Annotated in this window: 23 protein-coding genes and 1 riboswitch; of the genes, 10 read left to right on the top strand and 13 right to left on the bottom strand. The window is 65.5% G+C overall.

Annotation, left to right across the window (positions count from 1 at the left end):
* The first annotated feature begins 1 nt into the window (after nt 1).
* Entirely contained in the window at nt 2-784 is a 783-nt protein-coding gene (locus FBY33_RS11045; RefSeq protein ID WP_018761929.1) for a succinate dehydrogenase iron-sulfur subunit, read from the top strand.
* A gap of 172 nt (nt 785-956) precedes the next feature.
* Nucleotides 957-1,733: an alpha/beta hydrolase gene (locus FBY33_RS11040; RefSeq protein ID WP_142030603.1), complete on the top strand. Its 777-nt coding sequence runs from the start codon at nt 957-959 to the stop codon at nt 1,731-1,733.
* A gap of 50 nt (nt 1,734-1,783) precedes the next feature.
* On the opposite strand, the gene FBY33_RS11035 is transcribed toward FBY33_RS11040, so the two are convergent.
* The 10 genes from FBY33_RS11035 to glyA all read right to left on the bottom strand — a co-directional run bounded on the left by FBY33_RS11035 (nt 1,784) and on the right by glyA (nt 11,014).
* Entirely contained in the window at nt 1,784-2,707 is a 924-nt protein-coding gene (locus tag FBY33_RS11035; protein ID WP_235010541.1) for a YihY/virulence factor BrkB family protein, read from the bottom strand.
* Between the two features lie 109 nt (nt 2,708-2,816).
* A complete protein-coding gene (locus FBY33_RS11030; RefSeq protein ID WP_142030601.1) occupies nt 2,817-3,521 on the bottom strand; it encodes a 2'-5' RNA ligase family protein in 705 nt (234 codons plus the stop codon).
* A gap of 4 nt (nt 3,522-3,525) precedes the next feature.
* Nucleotides 3,526-4,569 (bottom strand): tryptophan--tRNA ligase, encoded by a 1,044-nt coding sequence (gene trpS, locus FBY33_RS11025; RefSeq protein WP_142030600.1) that lies wholly within the window; start codon nt 4,567-4,569, stop codon nt 3,526-3,528.
* 16 nt (nt 4,570-4,585) lie between these two features.
* Nucleotides 4,586-5,419 (bottom strand): exodeoxyribonuclease III, encoded by an 834-nt coding sequence (locus FBY33_RS11020; protein WP_142030599.1) that lies wholly within the window; start codon nt 5,417-5,419, stop codon nt 4,586-4,588.
* Between the two features lie 10 nt (nt 5,420-5,429).
* On the bottom strand, nt 5,430-5,993 hold the full coding sequence (locus FBY33_RS11015) for a hypothetical protein (protein WP_142030598.1): 564 nt from the start codon (nt 5,991-5,993) through the stop codon (nt 5,430-5,432).
* Between the two features lie 61 nt (nt 5,994-6,054).
* The gene (locus FBY33_RS11010) at nt 6,055-6,870 is read right to left on the bottom strand and encodes an ABC transporter permease (RefSeq protein WP_142030597.1); all 816 of its coding nucleotides are present in this window, start codon (nt 6,868-6,870) and stop codon (nt 6,055-6,057) included.
* On the bottom strand, nt 6,867-7,712 hold the full coding sequence (locus tag FBY33_RS11005; RefSeq protein WP_142030596.1) for an ABC transporter permease: 846 nt from the start codon (nt 7,710-7,712) through the stop codon (nt 6,867-6,869). Before FBY33_RS11005 ends, FBY33_RS11010 begins: the two co-directional genes overlap by 4 nt.
* Nucleotides 7,705-8,679: an ABC transporter ATP-binding protein gene (locus FBY33_RS11000; RefSeq protein ID WP_142030595.1), complete on the bottom strand. Its 975-nt coding sequence runs from the start codon at nt 8,677-8,679 to the stop codon at nt 7,705-7,707. Before FBY33_RS11000 ends, FBY33_RS11005 begins: the two co-directional genes overlap by 8 nt.
* 129 nt (nt 8,680-8,808) lie before the next feature.
* Entirely contained in the window at nt 8,809-9,711 is a 903-nt protein-coding gene (locus tag FBY33_RS10995) for a bifunctional methylenetetrahydrofolate dehydrogenase/methenyltetrahydrofolate cyclohydrolase (protein WP_142030594.1), read from the bottom strand.
* 4 nt (nt 9,712-9,715) lie between these two features.
* Nucleotides 9,716-11,014 (bottom strand): serine hydroxymethyltransferase, encoded by a 1,299-nt coding sequence (gene glyA, locus FBY33_RS10990; RefSeq protein ID WP_142030593.1) that lies wholly within the window; start codon nt 11,012-11,014, stop codon nt 9,716-9,718.
* A 146-nt stretch (nt 11,015-11,160) separates the two neighbouring features.
* Nucleotides 11,161-11,246: riboswitch (ZMP/ZTP riboswitch) on the bottom strand.
* A gap of 43 nt (nt 11,247-11,289) precedes the next feature.
* On the opposite strand from glyA, the gene purU reads away from it, so the two are divergent.
* A complete protein-coding gene (purU, locus tag FBY33_RS10985; RefSeq protein ID WP_142030592.1) occupies nt 11,290-12,150 on the top strand; it encodes a formyltetrahydrofolate deformylase in 861 nt (286 codons plus the stop codon).
* 82 nt (nt 12,151-12,232) lie between these two features.
* Nucleotides 12,233-12,751, top strand: coding sequence for a gamma carbonic anhydrase family protein (locus FBY33_RS10980; protein ID WP_142030591.1), 519 nt, complete (start codon nt 12,233-12,235; stop codon nt 12,749-12,751).
* On the opposite strand, the gene FBY33_RS10975 is transcribed toward FBY33_RS10980, so the two are convergent.
* Nucleotides 12,748-14,484 (bottom strand): flavin monoamine oxidase family protein, encoded by a 1,737-nt coding sequence (locus tag FBY33_RS10975; protein ID WP_200831364.1) that lies wholly within the window; start codon nt 14,482-14,484, stop codon nt 12,748-12,750. The genes FBY33_RS10980 and FBY33_RS10975 overlap by 4 nt on opposite strands.
* Nucleotides 14,481-15,911 carry an amino acid permease gene (locus FBY33_RS10970; RefSeq protein ID WP_235010646.1) on the bottom strand — a complete coding sequence of 477 codons (1,431 nt, stop codon included), beginning with the start codon at nt 15,909-15,911 and terminating at the stop codon, nt 14,481-14,483. The genes FBY33_RS10975 and FBY33_RS10970 overlap by 4 nt, the downstream gene beginning before the upstream one ends.
* A 268-nt stretch (nt 15,912-16,179) precedes the next feature.
* On the opposite strand from FBY33_RS10970, the gene FBY33_RS10965 reads away from it, so the two are divergent.
* Complete coding sequence (locus FBY33_RS10965; protein WP_142030589.1) at nt 16,180-17,787, top strand: PucR family transcriptional regulator; 1,608 nt, start codon at nt 16,180-16,182, stop codon at nt 17,785-17,787.
* 26 nt (nt 17,788-17,813) lie between these two features.
* Here FBY33_RS10965 and FBY33_RS10960 read toward each other — a convergent pair whose 3' ends face one another.
* On the bottom strand, nt 17,814-18,683 hold the full coding sequence (locus FBY33_RS10960) for a nitrilase-related carbon-nitrogen hydrolase (RefSeq protein ID WP_142030588.1): 870 nt from the start codon (nt 18,681-18,683) through the stop codon (nt 17,814-17,816).
* 240 nt (nt 18,684-18,923) lie between these two features.
* Between FBY33_RS10960 and FBY33_RS10955 the strand changes: the two genes are divergently transcribed.
* The 5 genes from FBY33_RS10955 to FBY33_RS10935 all read left to right on the top strand — a co-directional run bounded on the left by FBY33_RS10955 (nt 18,924) and on the right by FBY33_RS10935 (nt 25,940).
* Nucleotides 18,924-20,114 (top strand): ROK family transcriptional regulator, encoded by a 1,191-nt coding sequence (locus FBY33_RS10955; RefSeq protein WP_142030587.1) that lies wholly within the window; start codon nt 18,924-18,926, stop codon nt 20,112-20,114.
* 132 nt (nt 20,115-20,246) lie between these two features.
* Complete coding sequence (gene mmsA / locus FBY33_RS10950) at nt 20,247-21,806, top strand: multiple monosaccharide ABC transporter ATP-binding protein (RefSeq protein ID WP_142030586.1); 1,560 nt, start codon at nt 20,247-20,249, stop codon at nt 21,804-21,806.
* Between the two features lie 45 nt (nt 21,807-21,851).
* The gene (mmsB, locus tag FBY33_RS10945; protein WP_142030585.1) at nt 21,852-23,138 is read left to right on the top strand and encodes a multiple monosaccharide ABC transporter permease; all 1,287 of its coding nucleotides are present in this window, start codon (nt 21,852-21,854) and stop codon (nt 23,136-23,138) included.
* Between the two features lie 49 nt (nt 23,139-23,187).
* Nucleotides 23,188-24,285 (top strand): substrate-binding domain-containing protein, encoded by a 1,098-nt coding sequence (locus FBY33_RS10940; RefSeq protein ID WP_142030584.1) that lies wholly within the window; start codon nt 23,188-23,190, stop codon nt 24,283-24,285.
* Between the two features lie 197 nt (nt 24,286-24,482).
* Nucleotides 24,483-25,940: an ABC transporter permease gene (locus FBY33_RS10935; protein ID WP_142030583.1), complete on the top strand. Its 1,458-nt coding sequence runs from the start codon at nt 24,483-24,485 to the stop codon at nt 25,938-25,940.
* Nucleotides 25,941-25,942 lie beyond the last annotated feature (2 nt).

Genomic DNA, 25,942 nt, shown 5'->3' with positions numbered 1-25,942 from the left:
GATGACCGCTGAAATCGCTGAGCCAGCCTCAAAGGTTGAACTTCCTGCCGGCGTTGGCGGGGGCGGGGAAATCCCCACGTTCGACGTCCACCTGCGCGTCCGCCGGTACAACCCGGAGGTTTCCGAGGAAGCCACCTGGGATGACTTCCACCTGACCATGTATGGCACGGACCGCGTCCTGGATGCCCTGCACAAGGTCAAGTGGGAGACGGACGGCACGCTGTCCTTCCGGCGCTCCTGCGCCCACGGTGTGTGCGGCTCGGACGCCATGCGCATCAACGGCCGCAACCGCCTTGCCTGCAAGACCCTGCTGAAGGACCTGGACACGTCCAAGCCCATCACGGTGGAACCCATCAAGGGCCTGCCGGTGGAGAAGGACCTTATCGTGGACATGGAACCCTTCTTCCAGTCGTACCGCGAGGTCATGCCCTTCCTGATCAACAAGGGCCACGAGCCCACCCGGGAACGCCTGCAGTCCGCTGAGGACCGTGAGCGTTTTGACGACACCACCAAGTGCATCCTGTGCGCCGCGTGCACGTCCTCCTGCCCCGTGTTCTGGACGGACGGGCAGTACTTCGGCCCTGCCGCAATCGTCAACGCACACCGCTTCATCTTCGATTCCCGTGATGATGCCGGTGACATGCGCCTGGAGATCCTGAACGACAAGGAAGGTGTGTGGCGCTGCCGCACCACCTTCAACTGCTCCGAGGCATGCCCCCGCGGCATCCAGGTCACGCAGGCCATCGCGGAGGTCAAGCAGGCCATCCTGGCCCGCAAGATCTAGGCACGTTCACCAATAGAAATAACGGCCGACGGCGTCGCTCACCACGTGTGGTGGCGGCGCCGTCGTCGTTTCAGCGCTAACCCAGCCAGATGCTCCATCAGTTTTGGTCCCTAAACGCCCGCTTTGGGAACCAAAAGTGATGGAGCAAGCTGTACCTAGAAAGGGGTTCCCCTTGTCCCGCTCCGAGAAAGTGGCCTTCGCCGGTTCCACCGGTGAGGTGCTGTCCGGCATCATTGACGTCCCGGAGGGCCCGATCAAGGGCTGGGGCGTCTTTTCGCACGGTTTCACGCTGGGGAAGGACAGCCCCTCCGCATCCCGGATGTGCAAGGCCCTGGCGGACAGCGGCATCGGGATGTTGCGCTTCGACAACCTGGGCCTGGGCGGCTCGGCCGGGGAATGGTCCGCCGGCTCGTTCAGCCACAAGGTGGCGGATACCGTGAAGGCCGCGGAGTTCATGCGCAGCGAAGGGAAGGAGATCTCCCTGCTGGTGGGCCACTCCTTCGGCGGCGCGGCGGTCCTGGCAGCAGCCCGGGACATTCCCGAGCTCGACGCCGTTGCCACCGTGGGAGCCCCCTTCTCCCCCAAGCATGTGGCCCATGTTTTCGATGCGGCCCTGGACAGGATCCTGAGCGAGGGTAGCGCTGAGGTGGACCTGGGCGGCAAGCGGGTGGAGATCCGCCGCCACTTCGTGGAGGACCTGGAGAACGCTGACCTGACGGACTGCATCAAACAGCTGCACAAGCCGTTGATGGTGCTGCACTCCCCCACCGACAACACCGTGGGGATCGAGAATGCCAGCACCATCTTCCAGACGGCCCGGCATCCGCGGAACTTCGTCTCCCTTGAGGGAAGCGACCACCTCCTGACAGGTAAGGGCCAGGCCGCCCGGGCGGCACGGATCATCGCCGCCTGGGCCGACCAGTACCTCGACGCGGCCGGACCTGCCTGACGCGGCAGCCCGGGCCTTTAGCGCCTGCCCTGGGCGGGCATGCCGGCCCCTCAGGTTTGCGGTGTTGTCCGCCGTGCGCCCAGGATCGTCTTGCGCGGGACGCCGTCCGCCTCCAGGTCCGCCTCGCGGACCGCAACCCAGCCCGCGGAGACAAGGTAGACCTGGCTGACCAGGTTGAACCAGATGAGCAGGCCGATGATGATGGCAAACGGCGCCAGGATGGGGTTGCGGCTGGCACCGCCAAGGAGTTCGGTGCTGAAGATCTGCAGAATGGTGGTGCCCACGGCGGCCAGGACAGTACCTTCAATCAGTGCCCGGCGGGACAGCTTGAGCCCGGCGGCCAGCCGGAACATGATCAGCGCAGTAACCCAGTTCAGGACCAACGGAACAACGATCTTGACCGACGTCGTCAGGGGCCCGGCCACGGCATCGGTGAGGTTCAGAAAGTCCGCTACCCACCCGGCCAGCGTTCCGAACACCAGTGAAGCTCCGGCGCTGATCACCAGGGCCACGCCCAGCAGCAGGAGGGTTCCGGCGTCGCGCAGCTTCATCAGGATGGGATTAACCACGGGCGGAGGCATCCGCAGCACGCCGCGCAGGCCGTCCCTGATGCCGTTGATCCAGCCCAGCGACGTGATGACGGTGACCACGGCAGCAATCGCCGCGGTCCAGCCGAGGCCGTCCGGGTTCAGGAGGTCTTTCGGGTCCACCAGTCCTTCCCCGTTACCGGCCTTGAGGAGCCCCGGGGCACTTTGCGCCACCGTGGCAATAATGGTGTCCAGCAGGGCCGGCTGGCTTCTGAGGACAAGCCCGGCAACCGAGAAGCCGGTAGTCAGGAGGCCTGTGATGGAGAAGAACATCCGGAACCCAATGCCGGCGCTCAGCAAGGGGCCGTGCTGGAGGTTGTAGTGCTGGAACGCCCGCATGGGACGGAGGGTGTTGAGCTTGGCCTGCAGCCACTGGATCGCCGCCATCAGACTCGGCAACAGCCCGCCCCCGGATCTCCTGACTTTGCCCCATTCCATCCTTTTCTGGATGACCGCCAATTTCAGCTGGGCGTGTTCAGTGGGCAGCGGCTGCTGGTCAGCCGCCTTCGGTTGCGGAGTCCGCGGCAGCGTCCGTGAAGCGGGTGCCGGCGTGGTTGTCAGTTTCGGTCCCAAAGTCCAGCTCTTCCCGTAGCTGCCAGATGCCGTCCGCATCATGCTCGTAGAGTCCCATGCTAACCACGGGGAAGGTCGCCCTGTAGCTCTTCAGCACCGTTTCGGCCTCATCCAGGCTTTCCGGGGCGACGTCGTGGGCAATGGTGACGTGCGGATGGTAGGCAAAGGGCAGTTCGCGGCGGAGCGGGCCCTGCTGGAGCCTGCGGTGCAGGTCCACGCACTCATCGAACCCATCCTCCACGTTAATGAAGACCACCGGAGAGACCGGGCGGAAGGTTCCGGTCCCGGCGATGGTCACCATGAAGGGACTCTGGCAGCGCGCAACCTCGCGGACGTGGCGGCGGGTTGCTTCCCAGTCCTGGGTGGGGGTGGTGGTGACCAGCGTGATGTGCGCCGGGACCACGTCCGCCAGGGGGTCGCCAAAGGACGCCCGCCAGCGCTGCAGTTCCTCGGCGATCTCGGCTGGGAAACCAAGAATGACGCCAACGCTGATTTCGTCGCTACCCGCAACCTCACGGTCCGTGGCCGCGCTCCGGCCCGACTTGTCTTCGAAGCGGTCGGCCCGGGTCGGCTCCACCTGGCCGGCAGAGCAGGCACCTCCCCTGGCGGTGACGTTTCCCGAAGACATGGCGCTAGCGGACACCTGCGAGGCTGAGGGACGGCAGGAAGCCCATCCGCTGGTACACCTGGCCAAGGGTTACGGAGGCAATCTCGCGGGCCCGTTCCGCGCCCAGGGCCAACAACCGGTCAAGCTCGGCGGGATCGGCCATCAGCTCATTGGTCCGGTTGCGGAGCGGGGTAACGAAGTCCACCACCACTTCGGCGAGGTCGACCTTGAGGTGGCCGTACATCTTGCCTTGGTACTCAGCTTCAAGATCCGCCACCGACTTGCCGGTGAGGGACGAGTAGATGGTCAGCAGGTTGGACACCCCGGGCTTTTCCTCGGGGTCGAAGCGGATGTCCGTGCCGGCGTCGGTCACTGCCGATTTGATCCGCTTGGCCGCGATCTTGGGATCCTCCAGCAGCTGGATGGCACCGTTGGGGGACTCCCCCGTCTTGGACATCTTGGCGCTGGGGTTCTGGAGGTCGTAGATCTTGGCGCTTTCCTTGACGATCGTGGCCTCAGGAACCGTGAACGTGTGGCCAAACCGGGTGTTGAAACGCTGCGCCAGGTTCCGCGTGAGTTCCAGGTGCTGCCGCTGGTCCTCGCCAACAGGCACGAGATCGCTCTGGTAGAGGAGGATGTCCGCGGCCATGAGCGTGGGATAGGCGAAAAGACCCAGCGTGGCGGAGTCCGCGCCGGATTTCTGGGTCTTGTCCTTGAACTGGGTCATCCGGGAGGCCTCGCCAAACCCGGTGATGCAGTTCAGCGCCCAGGCCAGCTGCGCGTGCTCGGGGACATGGGACTGGACGAAGAAGATGCTCTTGTCCGGGTCGATGCCTGCAGCGATGTACTGTGCAGCCACGATGCGGGTCCGCTTGGCCAGTTCGGCGGGGTCGAAGTCCACCGTGATGGCGTGCAGGTCCGGGATGAAGAAGACGGCGTCGTACTCCGCCTGCATGTCCACCCAGTTGCGCACGGCACCGATGTAGTTGCCCAGGTGCAGGGAATCGGCGGTGGGCTTGGCGCCGGAAAGAATGCGCTTCTTGGCAGTGGGGGAAGTCTGGCTGGTCATGGAAAAACTTTCGGGCTTAGAGCTGGTAGTCCACTACCAGCGGGGCGTGATCGGAGAAGCGGGTATCCCAGGAGGCTGCACGGTCCACGACTGCCGAAATGGCGGATGCCGCCAGTTCGGGAGTGGCGAGGTGGTAGTCGATGCGCCAGCCTGTGTCATTGTCGAATGCCTTGCCGCGCCAGGACCACCACGTGTACGGCCCGTCGATATCGCCGGCAAGGTTCCGGTGGACGTCGTGCCAGCCGATCTCCTCGCCAAAGAACCGGTCGAAGTAGGCACGTTCTTCCGGCAGGTGCCCGGCCTTCTTCAGGTTGCCCTTGGAGTTCCTGATGTCCCGTGGCGTGTGGGCAACATTCAGGTCTCCCACCACCAATGCATGGTCGCTGTGCTTGGTCAGCTCGGGCAGGCGGGTGCTCATCACGTCCAGGAAACGGAATTTGTCGTCCTGCTTGGGAGTCCCTACTTCACCGGAGTGCACGTAGGCGCTGGCAACCGTGAGCTGCACCGGATTTCCTGCGGTGTCGCGGACGCGGAAATCTGCTTCGACCCAGCGTCCGGCGGTGGAGAAGTAGTCGTCCCCGATGCCGTTCCTGGTGTCCAGCGGCTCTTCCCGGGAGGCTATGGCAACGCCGGAACGGCCTTTCGCTTCGGCCTCGGCGTGCAGGATATGCCAGCCCTCCCCCAGCAGCTGCCGGACGATGGCATCAGGTGCGCGGACTTCCTGCAGGCAGAGGATGTCCACTTCGCGCGGCTCCAGCCAGGCCGCCATGCCGTTCTTGTAGGCAGCCCGGAGGCCGTTTACGTTAACGGATGCGATGCGAAGGTGGTCCTTCTTCAATGCCGAGCTCACCCGCTCCACTCTAGTCGATGATGGTTCCGGTCACCGGCTCCCCGCTGCCGCCGGCGGACTTGATCATGTCCCTGGCGTTGGTGGCTGTGATCTCGATGGTCTCAAGGGCTCGGTTGATGGTGTCCTGGTTGGCGGCGGCGCCCTTGGCGCGCTCCTCCTCCACCACGCGGACCTGCACCTGGACGATCTTGAAGGAGTGGTCCAGCTTCAGGTCCCGCACCTCGTCGGCCTCGGAACGCTCGTACACCACCCGGGTGCCGCCGTGGTCGGCGGATTGGCGCGCCGGCGCCCGGCCGGTCGCCGTGTTGAAGGCGCTCTGGGCCTCGGACAGCTTGGCGCCCGCCTTCTTGGCGGCACGCTGGATGCTGAAGACCACGAACGCAGCCAGCGCCAACCAGAAGGCGGCGATGATGGCGACAACCCAGCCTACGACGTCGTTCTGGTTCGCCGCGAAGATGACGGCAACGATGAATGCCGTCACCAGGACCATCAGGCCCGGCCCGCTGATCCGGAACATCGAAAAGCCGCCCCGGACGGGTTTGGCGGATGACGAGGAGCTGCCCAAAGTTCGCATGCAGCTATTGTCTCAAACGACGGACCCTGCTCCCGCCGCCTTCCACCCCGGGCGAACAGGGCTACTTCAGGAACAGGCTCCGCAGGCGCAGGGTGGTCAGCAGCATGCCGGCGGCGGTCATCACCAGGTAGTAGCCAACATGCACCGGGGTGGCCGCCGTAAAGCTGCCGACGCTGATCTGCCGCAGCAGTTCCACGCCGTGCCAGAGCGGCATGGCCTGGATGAACCACTGGATGGGCTGCGGGTAGACGCTGAGCGGGTAGAACGTGGCGCTGAAGAGGAACATGGGCAGCAGGATGAAGTTGATCCAGTCCATCTGCTGGAAGGTCTTGAGGAAACTGGTGATGCCCATGCCCAGGCTGGCGAAACCAAAAGCGATCAATACCGACGCAGGAATCATCAACACCGCCCACGGCGTGGTGATCAGTCCCATGACGCCCATGACCGCCGTGAAGCCGGTGGCGTAGAGCATCCCCCGCAGCAGGGCCAGGAAGATCTCGCCCAGCGCCACATCCAGCGGACCCAGCGACGTGTACAGCATCCCCTGGTAGAGCTTGGCGAAGTTCATCTTGAAGAACACGTTCCAAGTGGAGTCATAGACTGCGCCGTTCATCGCGGAGACGGCCAGCAGTGCCGGTGCGATGTAGGCCGCATAGCTGATGGTGGTTCCGTCCGGCCCCTGGATGTCCCCCACGATGCCGCCCAGTCCCACCCCCATGGAAATGAGGAAGAGCACCGGTTCGAAGAACCCGGACACCATCACCAGCCAGTTGCTGCTCCGTGTGGCCATCAGGCCGCGGGCAATGACCGCCCTGGCATTGTGCGAATACAGGGGCCCGAACGTGCGGTTGCGGGCCTGTTCGGTGGCGGCGCTCACTGGCCCATCCTCAAGGCAAACCGGCGCCGCGTCAGGACCCAGCCAATGGCTGCCATCCCCGTCAGGACGGCAACGTGCAGGACCATGAGCAGGCCCGGTTCCCCGTATCCGAAGCTGAGCACCCGGCCCAGTTCCGTGCCATGCCAGATGGGCGAGACCCACCCCACCCAGCGGACGGCCGGCGGCAGGTTGTCCAGCGGAAAGAATGTCCCGGAAAACAGGAAGAGCGGCATCACGATGAACCGCATCACCAGCGCGAACTGGCCCTTGTCCTCCGTGATCGAGGCGGAGTACGCCATCAGGGGCAGCCCGAAGGCCAGTCCCGTCAGGGTGGCCACCAGGATCCCGGCCCAGCCCCAGCCTGAGGGCGAGGCCCCAAACAGTGCCACCGCGGCAAAGTACAGGGCTGACTGCAGGACCAGGCGCAGAGTCACGGCCATGATGTGCCCGGCGGCGATCTGTCCCGGGGTGAGCGGCGAGGCGTGCGGCCCGAAGTACGTCCGGCGCCACTTGAATCCGGCCATCACCGGAAACGTGAACTCGTTGGCTGCAGTCATCACGGCGGCCGACACCAGCAGCGCAGGGGCGATGAAGACCAGGTAGGACACCCCGCCGAACGCCGTGTTGCCGGTATCCACCAGGGTGGCCAGGCCCACGCCCATGGCGAAGAGGTAGGCCACCGGCTGGCCCACGCTGTACATGAGGATGGACCAGGTATAGCCCTTCATCACCCGCAGCACCTGCTCGGCATAGTAGAAGGCGCCCCAGCGCCGCGCCTTCGCAGCCGCGACGGCAGGGCTGTGGGCACGGGTGGCCCCGGCCGCCAACGTGTCCTCAGTCAACGAGGCTCCTGCCGGTGAGCCGAAGGAACACGTCCTCCAGCGACGACCTGCGGACCAGTGATGTCAGCGGCCTCAGGCCGCGGGCCGCTACCTGCTCAAGGGCTGACTCGCCGTCGTGCGCGTAGACAAGCACCCGGTCCGGCAGCACCTCAAGACGCTCCCCGATCCCTTCCAGCTGGGCCCCGATGGTGGCGTTCCGCTCCGAACCGAAACGCAGCTCCACCACCTCCCGGGTGGAATGTTGCCGGATCAGCTGCGCGGGCGAACCCTCCGCCATGATCCGGCCCTTGTCCACCACGACCAGCCGGTCACAGAGCTGCTCGGCCTCATCCATGTAGTGGGTGGTGAGGATCAGGGTGACGCCCTGCTCCTTGAGCCGGAACAGGCGGTCCCACAGGATGTGCCTGGCCTGCGGATCCAGTCCGGTGGTGGGCTCGTCCAGGAGCAGGATCCGCGGCTCGTTGATCAGGGAGCGGGCGATGGTGAGCCGGCGCTTCATGCCGCCGGAGAGTGCGTCCACTTTGGACTTGGCTTTGTCCGTCAGCTGGGCGAACTCCAGCAGTTCGTCCGCTTTCGGCCTCAGGTAGCTCATGGGCAGGCCGAAGTAGCGGCCGTAAACCAGGAGGTTGTCGCGGACGCGCAGTTCCTCATCCAGGTTGTCCTGCTGCGGCACCACGCCCAGGTGGGCGCGCACCTCGGGCCCGTGCGTGTCCGGGTCCAGTCCCATGATGCTGAGCCGCCCGGCGGTCCGGCGGGTCACGCCGCCGATCATCTTCATGGTGGTGGATTTGCCCGCTCCGTTGGGTCCCAGCAGCCCGAAGGACTCCCCTGCGGGCACGGTGAAGGAGATCCCGTCCACAGCCGCCGCGTCACCATAGGTCTTGGTCAGGTTCTCGGCGGAGATGACGGGGCCGGACTGCGGGCCTGCGGTCAGCGTCCCGGAGGGGGTCAGGGCGTGGTTGTGCACCTGAGCAGACTAGTGGAGGCGGGACGCATCTGGAAGTGTGCTTGCAGTTTCCTTTTTAAACGGACGACGGCGGCACGGCGCCTTCCATGCGAAAGGTGCCGTACCGCCGTCGGGCGCTAAATGCCGGGACTAGCCCGCGTGGGCTGCCGCGCGTTCCGCGGCCTCCACGACGTTGGTCATCAGCAGCGCCACGGTCATGGGACCCACGCCGCCGGGGTTCGGCGAAATCCAGCCGGCGACGTCGGCCGCGGCGGGATCGATGTCGCCGTAGACGCGGCTCTTGCCCGTCTCCGGATCGGTCTCGCGGGTAACCCCGACATCCAGCAACGCCGCGCCGGGCTTCACGTCCGAGGCCTTGACGATGTGCTTCACACCGGCGGCACCCACAATGACGTCCGCCTGCCGCAACAGCTCCGACAGGTTCTTCGTGCCGGTGTGCGTCAGGGTCACGGTGGCGTTCACGTCCCGCCGCGTGAGCAGCAGGCCGATCGAGCGGCCGATGGTGACGCCGCGCCCCACCACCACAACGTGCTTGCCTGCCAGGCTGTAGCCGTTCCGCTCCAGGAGCTCGATGACCCCGCGGGGCGTGCACGGCAGCGGCGTGTCGATCTTGTTGTTGACGTTCAACACGAGCCGGCCAAGGTTGGTCGGGTGCAGGCCGTCGGCATCCTTCGCGGGATCGATGCGCTCCAGGATGGCGTCCTGGTCCAGGTGCTTGGGCAGCGGCAACTGCACGATGTAGCCGTGGCAGGCCGGGTCCGCATTGAGTTCATCAATGAGGGCCTCCACCTGCTCCTGGGTGGCATCAGCCGGGAGCTCGCGCTGGATGGAGTTCATCCCGATCTGCTCAGACTGCTTGTGCTTCATGGAAACGTACAGCTGCGAGGCAGGGTCCGCGCCCACCAGTACGGTGGCGATGCCGGGAGTGACGCCCCGGGCTTTGAGTGCAGCGACGCGTTCGCTCAGCTCCGCCTTGATGGCGGCGGCGGTAGCCTTGCCGTCAAGGATCTGTGCGGTGGTGGTTTCAGTCATGGGATCACCACTGCTCGTGCTGCGGGTAGAGCGGGAAGTCGGCTGCCAGCTTGTCCACGCGTGCCTGCAGGGCCTCGACGTCGGTGCTGTTGCCGGCCTTGAGGGCGGTGGCGATGATCTCGGCAACCTCGGTGAATTCGGCAGCACCGAAACCGCGGGTGGCCAGGGCCGGGGTGCCGATGCGCAGGCCGGAGGTGACCATCGGCGGGCGGGGGTCGAACGGGACGGCGTTGCGGTTGACCGTGATGCCCACCGAGTGCAGCAGGTCTTCTGCCTGCTGGCCGTCCAGCTGCGAGTTCCGCAGGTCCACCAGCACCAGGTGGACGTCCGTGCCGCCCGTGAGGACGGAGACGCCGGCTTCTGATACGTCGGCCTGGTTGAGGCGGTCGGCGATGATCCGGGCACCTTCGAGGACGCGCTCCTGGCGCTCCTTGAATTCCTGGGTGCCGGCGATCTTGAAGGCCACGGCCTTGGCGGCGATGACGTGCATCAGCGGCCCGCCCTGCTGGCCCGGGAAGACGTTGGAGTTCAGCTTCTTGGCCCACTGCTCCTTGGCCAGGATCACACCCGAGCGGGGACCGGCCAGGGTCTTGTGCACGGTGGAGGTAACGACGTCGGAGTGCGGCACCGGGCTCGGGTGCAGTCCGGCGGCCACCAGGCCGGCGAAGTGTGCCATGTCGGTCCAGAGCAGGGCGCCCACTTCATCGGCGATGGAGCGGAAGGCCGCGAAGTCCAGGTGGCGCGGGTAGGCGGACCAGCCGGCGATGATCACCTGAGGCTTCTCGGCAATGGCCTGCTCGCGGAGCTTGTCCATGTCGATGCGGAAGTTGCCTTCCTCGACCTGGTACGCGGCGACCTGGTACAGCTTGCCCGAGAAGTTCAGCTTCATGCCGTGGGTGAGGTGCCCGCCGTGGGCCAGGGACAGGCCCAGGATCTTGTCGCCCGGGGTGATCATCGCGGAAAGCGCTGCAGCGTTGGCCTGTGCGCCCGAGTGCGGCTGGACGTTGGCGTATTCGGCGCCAAAAAGGGCCTTGACCCTGTCGATGGCCAACTGCTCGGCAACGTCAACATATTCGCAGCCGCCGTAGTAGCGGCGGCCCGGGTAGCCCTCGGCGTACTTGTTGGTGAGGACGGAGCCCTGGGCCTCCATCACGGCGCGGGGTGCAAAGTTCTCGGAGGCGATCATTTCCAGCGTGCCCCGCTGGCGGCCGAGCTCCTGGTCCAGGACGGCGGCGATTTCGGGGTCAAGCTCAGCCAGCGGCTGATTGCTGACGGCGGTTGTTGAGGTGGCTGTAGTAGTCACGAAGAACTCCTGGCTAGGGATACGGGCACTGCTTAGGTCAGGCTACCGGCTTACGCAACTTCACACCCCCATATGACGAGACGTGAAAGTGCGGCCAGGGCTCTGATCTGCTGGCGCAGGTGCAGCCCCAATTCCGGCAAGACATGACCCTCGGCCCAGGCGTACGATCCGTGGTCTTCGTGATTGCCGCTCCCTGGTGGTTAGCCACCCAACGCCAGTTGCGACCATCCCAGCCTACCAAAACCAGCGCCCGCAGCGCGGGTAGGCTATTACGCGTGAATGAAGAGCAGCTGAACCAAGCGTACGTTGTAACCCTGTCCTGCCCGGACCGTCCCGGAATCGTCCACGCGGTGGCCGGGGCACTGCTGGCGGCAGGCTGCAACATCACGGATTCGCAGCAGTACGGCAGCCCTTCAACCGGAAACTTCTTCATGCGGGTTGAGGTAACCACGGCGGCTGCCAAGTCCGAACTGCGTGCCGCGCTGGAGCCGGTGGCGGAGGCCTTCTCGATGCAGTGGAACCTTAATACTGTCGGCGACAAGGTCCGCACCCTGGTGATGGCCAGCACCTCGGCCCACTGCCTGAACGACCTGTTGTTCCAGCAGCGCTCCGGCACGCTTCCCATCGAGATTCCCGCCATCGTGTCCAACCACCAGGACCTCGCCGGTCTGGCCGAGTTCTACGGCATCCCGTTCCACTACATCCCGGTGACCAGGGACACCAAGGTCCAGGCGGAGGACAAGCTGCGGGCCATCATCGCCGAGCACGACATCGAACTGACCGTCCTGGCCCGCTACATGCAGATCCTCTCCGACGAACTCTGCACCGAGCTGACCGGCAAGGCCATCAACATCCACCACTCATTCCTGCCGTCCTTCAAGGGCGCCAAGCCGTACCACCAGGCCCACGCCCGTGGCGTCAAGCTGATCGGTGCCACGGCACACTACGTGACGGCCGCCCTGGATGAGGGGCCCATCATCGAGCAGGAAGTCATTCGGGTGGACCACGCCCGCACCCCTGAGCAGTTCGTGCAGATGGGCCGCGATGTCGAGGGCCGCACCCTGGTCCAGGCCGTGCAGTGGCACGCCGAGCACCGGGTACTCCTGGACGGCAACCGGACCGTGGTCTTCAACTAGGTAGCAGTAGATGCCGTTTTGGGGCCCCAAAACGGCATCTGCTGCTACTTAGTTGGGTGCAGGGGTGGCTTAGGGTGAACCCATGGCTCCTCTGTACCCTTTTGCCGGAAACTCCCCGGCTGTCCATGACTCAGCGTTCGTCGCTCCGTCGGCGTCGATCATCGGCAATGCCACCCTGGGCCCGGATTCCAGCGCCTTCTACGGCGTCTCCGTCCGCGCCGATACCGCGGCCATCACCGTGGGTGCCGGCAGTAACCTGCAGGACAACGTGGTGCTGCATGCCGACCCTGGCTTCCCCTGCACGGTGGGCGAACGGGTCAGTGTGGGGCACGCCGCCGTCGTGCACGGCTGCACTGTGGAGGACGACTGCCTGATCGGCATGGGCGCCACGGTCCTCAACGGCGCGGTGATCGGCGCCGGCTCGCTGGTGGCGGCCGGCGCCGTCGTGCTCGAAGGAACGGTGGTTCCGCCCCGGTCACTCGTGGCGGGCGTGCCCGCCAAGGTGCGCCGAGAACTCACGGATGAAGAGTTCGACGGCGTCCGCGCCAACGCCACCCGGTACGTGGAGCTCGCGGCGAAGCACCGCGATATGCACAGTTAGTCCAGGCTGACCGGGCCGAACTCGTCCAGCAGGTCGCCCGGGCCCGGGTTGCCCGGCGCGGCCGACCCGCCCAGGTGCTTCACGACGCCCCACACGGCATTCAGCCCCGTGGTGACCGCACCTTCGGCCCAGCCGGCGGTGAAGGAGACGTCGTCGCCGGCCAGGAAGATGCCGCGCTGGGAGTCCGGAAGCCTGTCCTGCTTGAAGTGCGTGAACAGCCGCTGCTGGTAGCGGTAGTGCCCGGGCAGGTTGGCCTTGAAGGCACCCATGAAGTTGGGGTCCGCCTCCCAGGACACGGTGATGGGCTGACCCACGATGTGGCCGGCGATGTCCACACCGGGGTAGATCTGCTCCAGCGAGTGCAGCATCAGTTCCACGCGTTCGTCCGCGTCCAGCGCCAGCCACTTCAGCGCGTCGTCGTTCCAGGTGTAGGAGAGCAGGATGACGGCGGGCTGGTCCGGGCCGTTGTCCAGCAGGTACGTGGCCCGGTTCAGCCTGTCCGTCAGCGTCATGGACAGGACCTCATTGCCGGTGTCCGGGTCGATGTCCTTCCAGAACGGCCGGTCCACCATGACGAACGTCTTGGAGGACTGCATATAGTGCGATTTCTCCATCGCGGTCCACAGCTCTGCCGGGAACAGTGCCTCCTCCGTGTGGATCCGGGTGGACAGCAGCCAGGACTGGCAGGTGGCCACCACGGCCGGGTAGCTGGCCTCACGGCCCCAGCGTTCGCGGATCCGCAGGTTCCCGTCCGGGTCGCGGTTGATTCTTCCCACGGCTCCGCGGGGCGAGCCGGAGTGCAGCGAGGAAAGGGACGTGCCGGCCGGCCAGTGCACCATGTCCGACGGCGCGTGCTGCCAGAGTGCCTCGGGCAGCCGCTGCGCTCCACCCCGGATGAAGCGGTGCTGGTCGTCCGCGTCGGTGTAGACCACGCGCAGGATTTCCAGGATGGAGTTGGGAAAGTCGGTGTCCCAGCCGCCGGTGCCGAACCCCACCTGGCCAAAGGCCTCCCGGTGGGCGAACCCTGCCTTCTTAAAGGACTCGCTGGCGGCGATGAAGCCGTAGAAGGTCTGCTCGTCCATGAGCGGGAGCAGTTCGTTCCAGAGGTCCTTGATGCGGGCCATGTCCCGGGCGCGGATGGCCTCCTGCATTTCCACGAATTTGGCACCGTCATTGACCGCGGCCTTCCAGGCGTCGGCCACCTCCCGGAAGAACGGCGGCAGGTCCCCCGGCTTCTCCGCGTAGTGCTTCCTGCCGGCTAGCTCGATCACGGTGCTGGAGGTGGCCTCGGCAAGCGGGTTGGGGAAGTCCTGGGTCTCCAGGCCCAGCAGGTCCACATAGTGGTAGAAGGCCTTGCCCGACACCGGGAAGCGCATGCCGCCCAGGTCCGCCACCACTCCGGGGGCCGCGGGGAAGGCGGCGGTGCGGAGCCGGCCGCCGATTTGGTCCGCTTCGTAGACCACGGGCCGCAGCCCGAGCTTCATCAATTCATAGGCGGTCACCAGGCCGGAGACGCCGGCGCCGATAACGGCCACTTCCGTACCGTAGAGCTCCGGCGGGACGGAGCCCAGGCCAGCCGGGTGGGCCAGGTAGTGGTCGTAGCTGAACGGGAAGTCGGGGTTCAGCATGGTGATGGGGGCCGGGTGCCGGTCGATGACCCGTCCGGCGGCATCGGTAGGAGCCGCGGAAGTGCTGGAGGGGTCGAAGGCCGGCAGTTCGGTAGCGGTGGTCATGATAGTTCTGCTTTCACAGGTTCCTGGCTCGGGGCCTTTGCGGTCAGTTCACGGTAGTCGGACTCGCTGAGAGCCGCTACCTTCGAGTTCCGGCGTCCATAGCCGAAGTAGACGGCGATTCCCACGAGCATCCAGGCGCCAAAGACAACCCAGGTATCGGCGCCAAGGTTCGCCATCAGGTAGGCGCACATCAGCGTGCCCAGCACGGGAGTCATGGGGTACAGCGGCACCCGGAAGCTGCGCTTCAGGTCCGGGCGGTTGCGCCGCAGGTAGATGACGGCGACGTTGACCAGCGCAAAGGCAAACAGGGTTCCAATGCTGGTGGCGTCGGCGAGGGCACCGAGCGGGACCAGCCCCGCGGTAAGTGCGACGGCGGTGCCAACGATCAGGGTTCCTGCTGCCGGGGTGCCGGTCCGGGCGGAGACGCGGCCGAAGACCCTGGGCACCAGGCCGTCCCTGGACATCGAGAGCAGGATGCGGGTCTGGCCATACAGGACCGTGAGCACGATGCTGGCGATGGCCAGGACAGCCCCGACGGAAAAGACCAGTGCGATCCATGGCTGGTGGGTTGTTTCCTCCAGGATCTGGACCAGGGCGGCCTCGGTGCCGTCGAACCAGCCCCAGGGCCGGGCGCCAATGGCGGCGACGGCCACGAGGACGTAGATGCTGGTGACAATCACCATGGACAGCAGGATGGCGCGGGGAAGATCGCGCTTGGGGTTTTTGGCCTCTTCACCCGCGGTGGATGCAGCGTCAAAGCCGATGTAGGAGAAGAACACCCGGGAGGCGGCGGCGGAGACCCCTGCGGCGCCCATGGGCAGGAGCGGTTCGAAGTTTCCGGCGTCGAAGGCGGTAAAGGCAACGGCGCAGAAGAACAGCAGGATGCCTATTTTTACGATGACGATTGCCGTGTTGATCCAGGCGCTTTCACGGGCACCGCGGACCAGCAGGATCGTGGCCAGCACCACGATGGCCATCGCTGGAAGGTTCACCATTCCCCCGTCCCCGGGAGGCTGCGACATGGCATCAGGGAGCACCTGGCCGAACACCGCCAGCGTCTCGTTGACATACTGGCCGGCGCCCACGGCAACCGCGGCGACCGAGACGGCGTACTCCAGGACAAGGCACCACCCGCAGATCCATGCCATGCCCTCCCCCATCGTCGCGTAGGAGTAGGAGTAGCTCGAGCCCGCGACGGGAACAAGGCCTGCCATTTCGGCGTACGACACTGCGGAGAGCAGCGCGGCCAGGCCGGCAATGACGAACGAGATCCAGATGGCCGGGCCGGCCAGCGGAACCGACTCGCCAAGGATCACCAGGATGCCGGTTCCCAAGGTGGCGCCGACGCTGATCATGGTCAGGTGGAGGACGCCGAAGCTGCGCACCAGCCCGGTCCCGCCCTCGCTGCTTCCGGTTTCGCTGACCATCTGGCCGATCGGTTTGCGGCGCAGCAGCTGGGCCCGGAGGCCGGGCCGCCCGACACTGGGCGCAATGGTTTTTTCGGTGGTCACAGGCACGGTCACCGTTGACGTCCCTTCAGAGTAGTTGTCGGTTTCCCCTCCCCAAGGTTGGCATGTGAGCCAACTCTCAGGGCGGTGCAAAATGACTTATAGTGATCCACCATGAGACTTAATGCACAGGGCTTCCATGAGGCCGGAGCGCGCAAAAGACGCGGCCGGGCGGATATATCAAACCATGCCGGCTGAGCCCGCCACGTCCGGACGGCTGAGCTTCGTCACCCTCCAGCAGTTCCTTGACCAGCTGCCGCCGGTGTTGAAAATGCTTCACGACGGCGGCAGCGGCGGCCGGCTGCTGCGGTGGGTGGAGCCCAGCGAGCTGGAGGACCCCACGCCCTACCTTCCGGAGGGCGAATTCCTGCTCACCGCCGGCCTTCCCTTCCTTGGCGACGGCGGATCAGCCGGGAGCGTTGACGCCTATGTCCGGCGGCTGGTCGACGCCAAGGTCGCCGCCCTGGGCTTCGGGATCAGGCCCTACTTCGACGCCGTCCCGGATGTGGTCCTCGACGCATGCCGGCGGCACAACCTCACCTTGTTCGAGGTGCCGGAGTCGCTCCCCTTCGCGGCGATCGGCCTGCAGTTCTCCCAACTCCTGGAGACCGACAACGCCAAAGTCTTCCGGCAGCTGGCAGAGACCAACAGGCAACTCATGCGCGCCGTCCTCTCCCCCAAACCGGAACACGAACTGCTCGCAGCACTGGTCCAGCGCGTGCCCGTTTGGGCCGTGATGGTGGGAGCGGACGGCCGGGTGCGGGCGCGCGGCACCAGTGCCGGCGGCAGCACCGCCGTCGAACTTTCCCTGCTGGAACCCATGCTGGAACGGCTTCTGTCCGGCCGCGGCCCCCGCGTGGAAATGGACGGCTTTGACCAGCCCGGTTCCGCGCTGGTGGTGGGCCACCCGCTGCGGAGCACCAGGGACGCCAACCTCGGTGCCCTGATCCTGGGCTCCGACGTTCCGCTGACCCCGGCACAGAACAACATGGTCCAGTCCGCCGTCGGGTTGCTGGAACTGCTGGTCCGGCAGCGGACCAGCGGCTCCCTGGCTCCCAGCCAGCTGGCCACCGCGGTCCTGCTGCATCCCGAAAGCCTCACGGGCGGTGACACCAAGCACCTCAACGGACTCAAGGACCTGCTCGCCCAAAGCCTGTCCTCCACCCGGTCCGCGCCCGTCCGCGTGCTCCAGGGCGTCAAGGTGGAGGCGCCGGAGTGGCCGGCGGGAGAGAGTCCCGTGAGGGAACTGCTGCAGTGGCGGCGGATGTTCGATACGAAGCTGGTGGAGATCACGGACTACGGGTTCGCGGCAGTGACCCGGCTCAAGGTGGACGATGCGCTGCTTGCCGACGTCGAGAAGCTCGGGTGGCGCCTGGTGATTGGCGAACCCACCGAGTTGGCCGGCCTTCCCGCCGCATACCAGCGCGCCACCTCCCTGCGAAGCCGGGTGCAGAGAAGCGGACAAAGCATCCGGGCCGGCGAGGTCTCCTGGTCGGTCACCGGCCTGCTTGGCCGAGAGGCCGGGACCCTGCTGGCCGAACGGCTCCTGCATCCGGTCCTGGCACTTGAACCGGACCGGCGCGATCCGCTGCTGGCCGTCCTCCGCGGCTGGCTTGGCGAAAACGGCAGCTGGGATGGTTCGGCCAAGCTGCTGGGGCTCCACCGCAACAGCGTGCGGCGGCAAATCGGGGTCCTTGCCGAGCTGCTCCAGATGGACCTGAATCAGGCACAGGTCCGGGCGGAGTTATGGATCGCGCTGCAGTACACCGATGGGTTGACCGGCGGGGCGGGCTAACCGGGCGGGACGGTGGGCAGCGGCGGCTAGGGGGTACTATCCCCGGGCTGGCCTGTTTCCCGGGCCAGGCCGGCCTCCCATTCTCGGTACAGTTCCGGCCGCCGCTCCCGCAGGTACGGCACGTCGTTTCTGGCTGCGCGGACGGCGTCCGGTCCCACCTCGGCGAAAAGCAGTGCCGGAGCGTCGCCTGCTTCGGCGAGGAGTCCGCCGTCGGGCCCTGCCACCACACTGCCGCCGCCGAAGGTGTAGGCGTCCTCGGAGCCACAGTGGTTGGCATATGCCACATTCAGCTGGCTTTCCAGGGCCCGGGCGCGGATGAGCACCTGGGGTACGGCCTCGTAACCGGCGGACAGTGCCGTGGGGACCAGGAGCAGTTCCGCGCCGCGGCCGGCTGCTGCCCGGGCGGCCTCGGGGAACTCGATGTCGTAGCAGATCAGCAATGAGGTGCGGACGCCGTTGAAATCCACGACGGCGGGAGGTTGCGAGGCTGCCACGAACGCCTTGCGTTCCTCATCGCCGAAGAGGTGCACCTTGGCGTACCTCAGCAGCTCGGTGCCGGTGGCATCCACCAGGGTTGCTGATATGTGCCACCTTCGGGTGCCGGCGGCCTCCACGTCAACGCGGCCGTCACCAGCCGCTTCGGCGGGCAGGCTATAGACAAGTGCAATGCGGTTCCGGCGCGCAATGTCGGCCAGCCGTTCGCGGATGGCGGGAAGGCTTGCAGGGTCCAGCTCGTCCCGTACCCGCAGCGGGGCGTAGCCCACGGGGAACAGTTCCGGTGTCAGGAGCAGGTGGGCGCCCGCATCCGCGGCCCCTATGGCTGCGTCCTCAATGGTCCGAAGATTGGCCTCGACGTCCAGGACCACAGCGTTCGCCTGCAGGACGGACAGCAGCATCGTTACCACCTTCTGTATCCCCGTCCACACAAAAGGTGGAAGGGCCGGACTGATCTCATGGTCCAGCCTAGCCAGCCGCATGGAAAGGACGACGGGTCGTTTGGACCCGGCCGGGACCGACCCGGGACGTAATGCACGGAAACGGTGGAGCGGCGATTTGGCCGACGGTTCGCCGCACATCCGCGAGGCCTTGCGTTAACTTCTTGACTACAAGAGCAGCGATAGGGCAATCTTCTTAGCATGTCCGCAACCACGCGCTCAACGAGGAGCAAGCCCAAGAACCCCGGTTCACAATCCGCCCTGCGGCAGCTGAACCAGCAGCGGATCATTGAGGCACTTATGGGCGGCCCGTCCACGCAGGCGGAGCTCGCCCGGCAGACAGGGCTCTCCACGGCCACTGTCTCGAACATCGTCAAGATCATGCTGGATTCGGGCCTGGCGTCCACCGAACCCATTACCAGCTCCGGCCGCCGGGCACTGAACGTACGGCTGAACAGCAACGGCGCGGTAGCAGTGGGAATCGACTTCGGGCGGCGGCACCTGCGGGTGGTGCTGGCGTCGCTCAGCTACCACGTCATTGCCGAAGAATCGGTTCTCCTCCCCTTGGGCCACCAAGCGGAGGAAGGTATCCAGGCGGCGGTGGACCTATTGGAGAAACTGCTCCGGGAAAGCGGGGTGGAACGCACCTCGGTGGTGGGCGCCGGCGTCGGCATTCCCGGCCCCATTGACCGCCGGACCGGGACGGTGGCCCAGGGCGCGATCCTTCCCGAATGGGTAGGCATCAACATCCTTCAGCATCTTGAGGAAACCTTGAGAATCCCCGTCTTTGTTGACAACGACGCCAATCTCGGGGCCTGGTCAGAAGTGACTTGGGGGCAGCATTCGGGGGTCAGCAACTTGCTGTTCCTGAAAATTGGATCCGGCATCGGCGCCGGCTTGATCCTCAACGGTTCGCCCTACTACGGCAACGTGGGGATCACCGGCGAAATCGGCCATGCCACCATCCACGAGCAGGGGCTGGTGTGCCGCTGCGGCAACCGCGGATGCCTTGAAACCATAGCGTCCACCACCACCATGATTGAGCTCCTCAGCCGGGGCGAGGACCCTCCCCTGACACCCGCGGACATTGTCCGCAAGGCCCTCAACAGGGACTCTGCCACCCTCCGCGTGGTGGACGACGCAGGATTGGCGGTAGGCCGCGCGCTGGGCAATGTGGCCAACCTGATCAATCCTGAGGTGATCGTTGTAGGCGGGCCGCTGGCAGGCCTTGGGGACATCCTGCTGGACCCTATCCGGAGGGGATTAATCCGCCATGCGGTGCCGGTTATTGGTGAGACCACAACCCTCACCATGTCCTCCCTGGGAGACCGCGCAGAGGCCCTCGGGGCAGCCGCCCTGGTGTTCCAGCACGCCGGGATTCGGAAGTCCTAGACCACATCGTTACCCGGCAATTGCGTTAAAGACTTGACGACAACAGCTGTGATCCAGTTTACTTTTGGTTCAGACGGCCCTGCGCTTTGCCGGCCGGACAAAGAAGTCATTGCATTGGAGGGTTAGGGCAACATGACGTCCCAGACCACGCAGACGGACCCGATCATCCTCGAGATGCGGTCCATCACCAAAGAATTCCCGGGCGTTAAAGCGTTGGATAACGTGAGCCTCCGGGTCAAGGCCGGTGAGATCCACGCCATTTGCGGCGAGAACGGCGCCGGCAAGTCCACCCTGATGAAAGTCCTCTCCGGGGTGTACCCGTACGGCAGCTACGACGGCGACATCGTCTACCAGGGGCAGGTCCAGCAGTTCAGGGATATCCGGGCCAGCGAACACGCCGGCATCGTGATCATCCACCAGGAACTGGCGCTGATCCCGGAGCTGTCCATCATGGAGAACATCTTCCTTGGCAACGAACCCACAAAGCGGGGCGTGATCGACTGGGCCGAAGCCAGGCTGCGGTCACTGGACCTGCTGGCGAGGGTGGGCCTGCGGGATGATCCGGACACGCCCATCAAGGAGATCGGTGTCGGCAAGCAGCAGCTGGTGGAGATCGCCAAGGCGCTGAACAAGTCCGTGAAGATCCTGATCCTCGACGAACCCACTGCCGCCCTCAACGAGTCCGACTCCCAGCACCTGCTGGACCTGATGCTCGGGCTGAAGGCCAAGGGCATCACGTCCATCATCATTTCCCACAAGCTCAACGAAATTGAGCAGATCGCCGACTCCATCACCATCATCCGTGACGGCAAATCCATCGAGACCCTTGACGTGAAGGCCGACGGCGTGGACGAGGACCGGATCATCAAGGGCATGGTGGGGCGGACCCTCGAGTCCCGCTTCCCGGACCACACCCCCAAGATCGGCGAAGTCTTTTTCGAGGTCAAGGACTGGACCGTGGGCCACCCCGCCATCCAGGACCGCCTCGTGTGCAAAGGTTCCAACTTCTTTGTCCGCCGTGGCGAGATCGTGGGATTTGCCGGCCTCATGGGCGCAGGGCGAACCGAGCTGGCCCGCTCGGTGTTCGGACGCTCTTACGGCAGGTTCATCAGCGGCCACATCTACAAGGACGGCCGCGAGGTCACACTCAAGAATGTCCGCCAGGCCATCGACGCGGGGCTGGGCTATGTCACGGAGGACCGCAAGTCGCTGGGACTGAACCTCCTGGACGACATCAAAACCACCACGGTGGCAGCGAACCTGCGGAAGATCAGCCACAACTATGTGGTGGACGCCAACCAGGAGTTCACGGTGGCCGAGGAGTACCGCAAGTCCCTCCGCACCAAAACACCTTCCGTGGAAGAAGGCGTCGCCAAGCTCTCGGGCGGCAACCAGCAAAAGGTGGTTCTGGCCAAGTGGATGTTCACCGATCCCGACCTGCTGATCCTGGACGAGCCCACGCGCGGCATTGACGTCGGCGCCAAGTACGAGATCTACGGCATCATTCAGCAGCTGGCCAACCAGGGCAAGGGAGTCATCGTCATCTCCTCGGAGCTCCCCGAGCTCCTGGGCCTGTCCGACCGTATCTACACGATCTTCGAAGGCGCCATCACCGGCGTCCTGAACAAGGACGAGGCCACTCAGGAAAGCCTGATGAAGCTGATGACCTCCGCCACCCGAAAAGCCGCCTGACCCTCTGGCCCATTCCAGAACCTTCCGGACACAAGGACTGAAACCATGAACGCCCTCAAGAAGCTTTTTGGCGGCAATACCCGCCAATTCGGCATGATCTTCGCCCTGGTGGCGCTGATCATCTTCTTCCAGATTGCCACCCAAGGCCGGACGCTTACCTCCGGCAACGTCATCAACCTCTTCAACGGCAACTCCTACATCCTCATCCTGGCAATCGGCATGGTGCTGGTGATAATCGCCGGACACATCGACCTTTCCGTCGGCTCCGTCGCCGCCTTCGTTGGCGTCACCGTGGCCCTGGCCATCCGCGACTGGGGCATCCCCTGGTACGCCGGGGTCCTCCTCGGCCTGCTCCTGGGCGCCCTGATCGGCGCCTGGCAGGGCTGGTGGACCGCGTACGTCGGGATCCCGGCGTTCATCGTGACCCTGGCAGGCATGCTCCTGTTCCGCGGCTTCAACCAGTTCGTGGGCAAGTCCAACACCATCCCCGTCCCCTCGGACTTCCAGTACCTGGGCTCCGGGTACCTGCCCGAAGTAGGACCCAACATCGGTTACAACAACTTGACCCTGCTGCTCGGCCTTGCCGCCGCCGCGTTCGTGGTCGTCAGCGAGCTGCGCTCCCGCGCCAGGGCCAAGGCACTCGGTGCCGAAGTTCCCGAAATGTGGGTCACCGTCCTGAAGCTGGTCCTCGTCTGCGCAGCCGTCCTCTACGCCACGTACCTGTTCGCCACGGGCCGTCCGGGCACCTCCTTCCCTGTCCCCGGCCTCATCCTGGCCGTCCTTGTCCTGATCTACGGCTTCATCTCCTCCCGCACCGTCATCGGCCGCCACGTCTACGCCGTGGGTGGCAACCGGCATGCAGCAGAGCTGTCCGGCGTCCAGTCCAAGAAGGTCAACTTCCTGGTGATGATGAACATGTCCATCCTGGCGGGCCTGGCCGGCATGATCTTCGTCGGCCGGTCCACCGCCTCAGGTCCGTTCGACGGCGTCGGCTGGGAACTGGACGCCATCGCCGCAGTATTCATCGGCGGCGCGGCAGTGACCGGCGGCGTGGGCACCGTCATCGGGTCCATCATCGGTGGCCTGGTCATGGCAGTCCTGAACAACGGCCTCCAGCTCCTCGGCGTCGGTGCAGACCTGACCCAGATCATCAAGGGCCTGGTGCTCCTGATCGCTGTCGCCTTCGACGTCTACAACAAGAGCCAGGGCAAGACGTCCATCATCGGCATGCTGACCAGGAACTTCAACCGCCCCTCCGGCGGCGGCCCGAGCAACCCGCTCCAGCCCGACGAAACCACCTCCACCAAGGAAGCGATCGCCAGGGAAGCCTGAGCTCCCGCGACCTGACCGAGTTATACACAACAAAGAAAGAGAACCAACAATGCGAATGTTTGGTAAAGCAGGAAAGGCCGCAGCGGTTGCTGCCATCGCAGCACTGGCGCTGACGGGCTGTGGACGCTCGGAATCCCCCTCGGGCGGAGCCAGCGGAGGAGCAGGCGGATTCCCGCAGGACTCCTCCATCGGCGTGGCACTCCCGCAGAAAACCAGTGAAAACTGGGTTCTGGCCGAAAAGCTCTTCAACGACGGCCTCAACGGTGCAGGGTTCAAGGCTGACGTCCAGTTCGCCAACGGCGGCGTGTCGGAGCAGCAGAACCAGATCAGCGCCATGGTCACCAAGGGTGCCAAGGTCATCATCGTGGGTGCCATCGACGGCTCCCAGCTGGGAACCCAGCTGAAGCAGGCCAAGGACAGCGGCGCCACCATCATCGCTTACGACCGCCTGCTGCTGAACACCGAGAACGTGGACTACTACGTGGCCTACGACAACTTCAAGGTCGGTGTCCTCCAGGGCCAGGCCCTGCTGGAGGGCATGAAGGCCAAGAAGCCAAGCGGCCCCTACAACATCGAACTCTTCGCCGGCTCCCCCGATGACGCCAACGCAAAGGTCTTCTTCGACGGCGCCATGAGCGTCCTGAAGCCGAAGATCGACGACGGCACGCTCAAGGTCCTGTCCGGCCAGACCAACTTTGAGCAGGCTGTGACCCAGGGCTGGAAGGCAGAGAACGCCCAGCGCCGTGCCGACACGCTGCTCACCGGCAGCTACGGCAGCGCAAGCCTGGACGGCGTCCTCTCCCCCAACGACACCCTGGCCCGCGCCGTCCTGACCTCGGTCAAGGCAGCCGGGAAGCCGACCCCCGTCATCACCGGCCAGGACTCGGAAGTTGAGTCCGTCAAGTCCATCCTCGCGGGTGAGCAGTACTCCACCATCAACAAGGACACCCGCAAGCTCGTTGAGCACGCGATCACCATGGTCAAGGACCTCCAGGCAGGCAAGAAGCCTGAGGTCAACGACGACAAGTCCTACAACAACAAGGTCAAGACCGTTCCGGCCTACCTGCTGGAGCCGGTCATCGTGACCGCCGCCAACGTGAAGACGGCCTACAAGGACGATCCCGTACTCGGCCCGATCACCAAGTAACACCCTTTAGAACCAGCCGGTACACCGGCAACCGGAATGCCCGGTCCCTCCGAGGGGCCGGGCATTCCTGCGTCTTGGCACAGCCGCAAACACTTCACAGCCCAGGCACAGGTCTGGCCGGATTCCTGCACAGGATGCCCGGCGAGGGTTGATGCGAAGCCGGCCTTCCGCGCCGGCACCTGAGTCATAGGAGTAGAGTGAGCGTCCTTGCCCGAAGCGTAGGCAATGCCTTCAGAAACAAGGTCCGCACCGCAGCTGTTGTCGCGGTGCTGGCCGTCGCCATAGGCCTTGCCCTGGCCATGCTGGTGGCCAACCAGGCGGTCGGGGCGAAAGTCCAGGAGCTCAACGCCTCCGTCGGCACCGTCCTGACCGTCAACCCCGCCGGCGGGCAGGGCTTCGAAGGCGGCGGCGAGCCGCTCACCACCGACCAGGCAGCCACGGCCGCCGGCGTGCCCAACGTCAGTGCCGTCGTCGGGACCTCCTCACTGCGGCTGCGCAACGCTGCGGAAGCCGCCGCACAGGCCGCTGCACAAACTGGACAAACCGGCCAGGCCGGCCCCGGAGGCCAAGCCGGGCAGGGCGGCCCCGGCGGCCAGGCGGCTGCCACGCTGACCACCAGCCTGACGGCGGCGGTGGATGCGGGCACCCTTGGCAACCGCAACCAGCAGGCCAACGGCACCACGGGGGCCACCGGAACCACCCAGCAGCCCACCCGGTCCCTGCCCATCACCGCCACCGGCATCGGCGCCGAGGTGGACACCACGGGCAAGGCACTGAACATTACCCAGGGCTCCGGCCTCGGCGACTACTCGGCGGCGTCCACGGCCGCATTGTTGGGCACCACTTTGGCGGAGAAGAACAGCCTCACCGTCGGATCCACCTTCACCATCAATGACCAGACCTACACGGTCTCCGGCCTGTTCGACGCCGGCACCACCTTCGGCAACAACGCTGTCTATGTCACCCTCCCCACCGCCCAGACCCTCGCCGGCACACCCGGTGAACTGTCCAGCATGATCGTGACGGTCAATTCCATGGACAATGTCGCCGCTGCCAAGACGGCTTTGCAGACAGCCCTTGGCGCGGACAAGGCTGACGTGACCCAGGGCCAGAACCTGCAGAGCGCGGTCAGCTCCCTGGACAGCGTCAAGAACATCTCCTTCATCGCGTTCGTCGCCGCCCTGGGCACTGCCGGACTCATCATCCTGCTCATCATGGTGATGCTGGTCCGCGAGCGCCGCCGCGAAATCGGCGTGCTGAAGGCCATTGGCGCGCCCAACCGCACCATCGGCCTGCAGTTCGTCCTCGAAGCGCTGGTCCTGGCAGCCCTGGGCAGCGCCGTGGGGACCGCCATCGCTTCGTTCGCCAGCGGCGGCATTGCCTCCGCCCTGATCAGCAGCAACACCACCACAACCACTGCCACCACGGGCCGGGGCTTTCCGGGCGGGGCCGGCGGTGGCGCGGGCTTCCCGGGCGGCCAGGGTGGACCCTTTGGCGGCGCTTCCCAGCTGTTGACCTCCGTCACCGCCGGCGCATCGCCCGGAGTTATTGCCGGTGGCATCGCCGCCGTGTTCGGCGTCGCCATTATCGGTGCCCTGGTTCCCGCGCTGCTCACGGCACGCATCCGTCCCATCGAAGTCCTGCGAGGAGAATAGCC

Origin of the sequence: Arthrobacter sp. SLBN-112 (genome assembly GCF_006715225.1) — a bacterium.
In the GTDB taxonomy this organism is placed as follows: Bacteria; Actinomycetota; Actinomycetes; order Actinomycetales; family Micrococcaceae; genus Arthrobacter.
This window is presented reverse-complemented; position numbering and strand designations above follow the sequence as displayed.

Coding starts and splice junctions, on each gene's coding strand:
- FBY33_RS11045 (WP_018761929.1), top strand. CDS start 2: ATGACCGCTGAAATCGCTGAGCCAGCCTCAAAGGTTGAACTTCCTGCC.
- FBY33_RS11035 (WP_235010541.1), bottom strand. CDS start 2,707: ATGGCGGCGATCCAGTGGCTGCAGGCCAAGCTCAACACCCTCCGTCCC.
- FBY33_RS11030 (WP_142030601.1), bottom strand. CDS start 3,521: ATGTCTTCGGGAAACGTCACCGCCAGGGGAGGTGCCTGCTCTGCCGGC.
- trpS (WP_142030600.1), bottom strand. CDS start 4,569: ATGACCAGCCAGACTTCCCCCACTGCCAAGAAGCGCATTCTTTCCGGC.
- FBY33_RS11015 (WP_142030598.1), bottom strand. CDS start 5,993: ATGCGAACTTTGGGCAGCTCCTCGTCATCCGCCAAACCCGTCCGGGGC.
- FBY33_RS10995 (WP_142030594.1), bottom strand. CDS start 9,711: ATGACTGAAACCACCACCGCACAGATCCTTGACGGCAAGGCTACCGCC.
- FBY33_RS10980 (WP_142030591.1), top strand. CDS start 12,233: ATGGCTCCTCTGTACCCTTTTGCCGGAAACTCCCCGGCTGTCCATGAC.
- FBY33_RS10975 (WP_200831364.1), bottom strand. CDS start 14,484: ATGACCACCGCTACCGAACTGCCGGCCTTCGACCCCTCCAGCACTTCC.
- FBY33_RS10970 (WP_235010646.1), bottom strand. CDS start 15,911: ATGGTCAGCGAAACCGGAAGCAGCGAGGGCGGGACCGGGCTGGTGCGC.
- FBY33_RS10965 (WP_142030589.1), top strand. CDS start 16,180: ATGCCGGCTGAGCCCGCCACGTCCGGACGGCTGAGCTTCGTCACCCTC.
- FBY33_RS10960 (WP_142030588.1), bottom strand. CDS start 18,683: ATGCTGCTGTCCGTCCTGCAGGCGAACGCTGTGGTCCTGGACGTCGAG.
- FBY33_RS10955 (WP_142030587.1), top strand. CDS start 18,924: ATGTCCGCAACCACGCGCTCAACGAGGAGCAAGCCCAAGAACCCCGGT.
- mmsA (WP_142030586.1), top strand. CDS start 20,247: ATGACGTCCCAGACCACGCAGACGGACCCGATCATCCTCGAGATGCGG.
- mmsB (WP_142030585.1), top strand. CDS start 21,852: ATGAACGCCCTCAAGAAGCTTTTTGGCGGCAATACCCGCCAATTCGGC.
- FBY33_RS10940 (WP_142030584.1), top strand. CDS start 23,188: ATGCGAATGTTTGGTAAAGCAGGAAAGGCCGCAGCGGTTGCTGCCATC.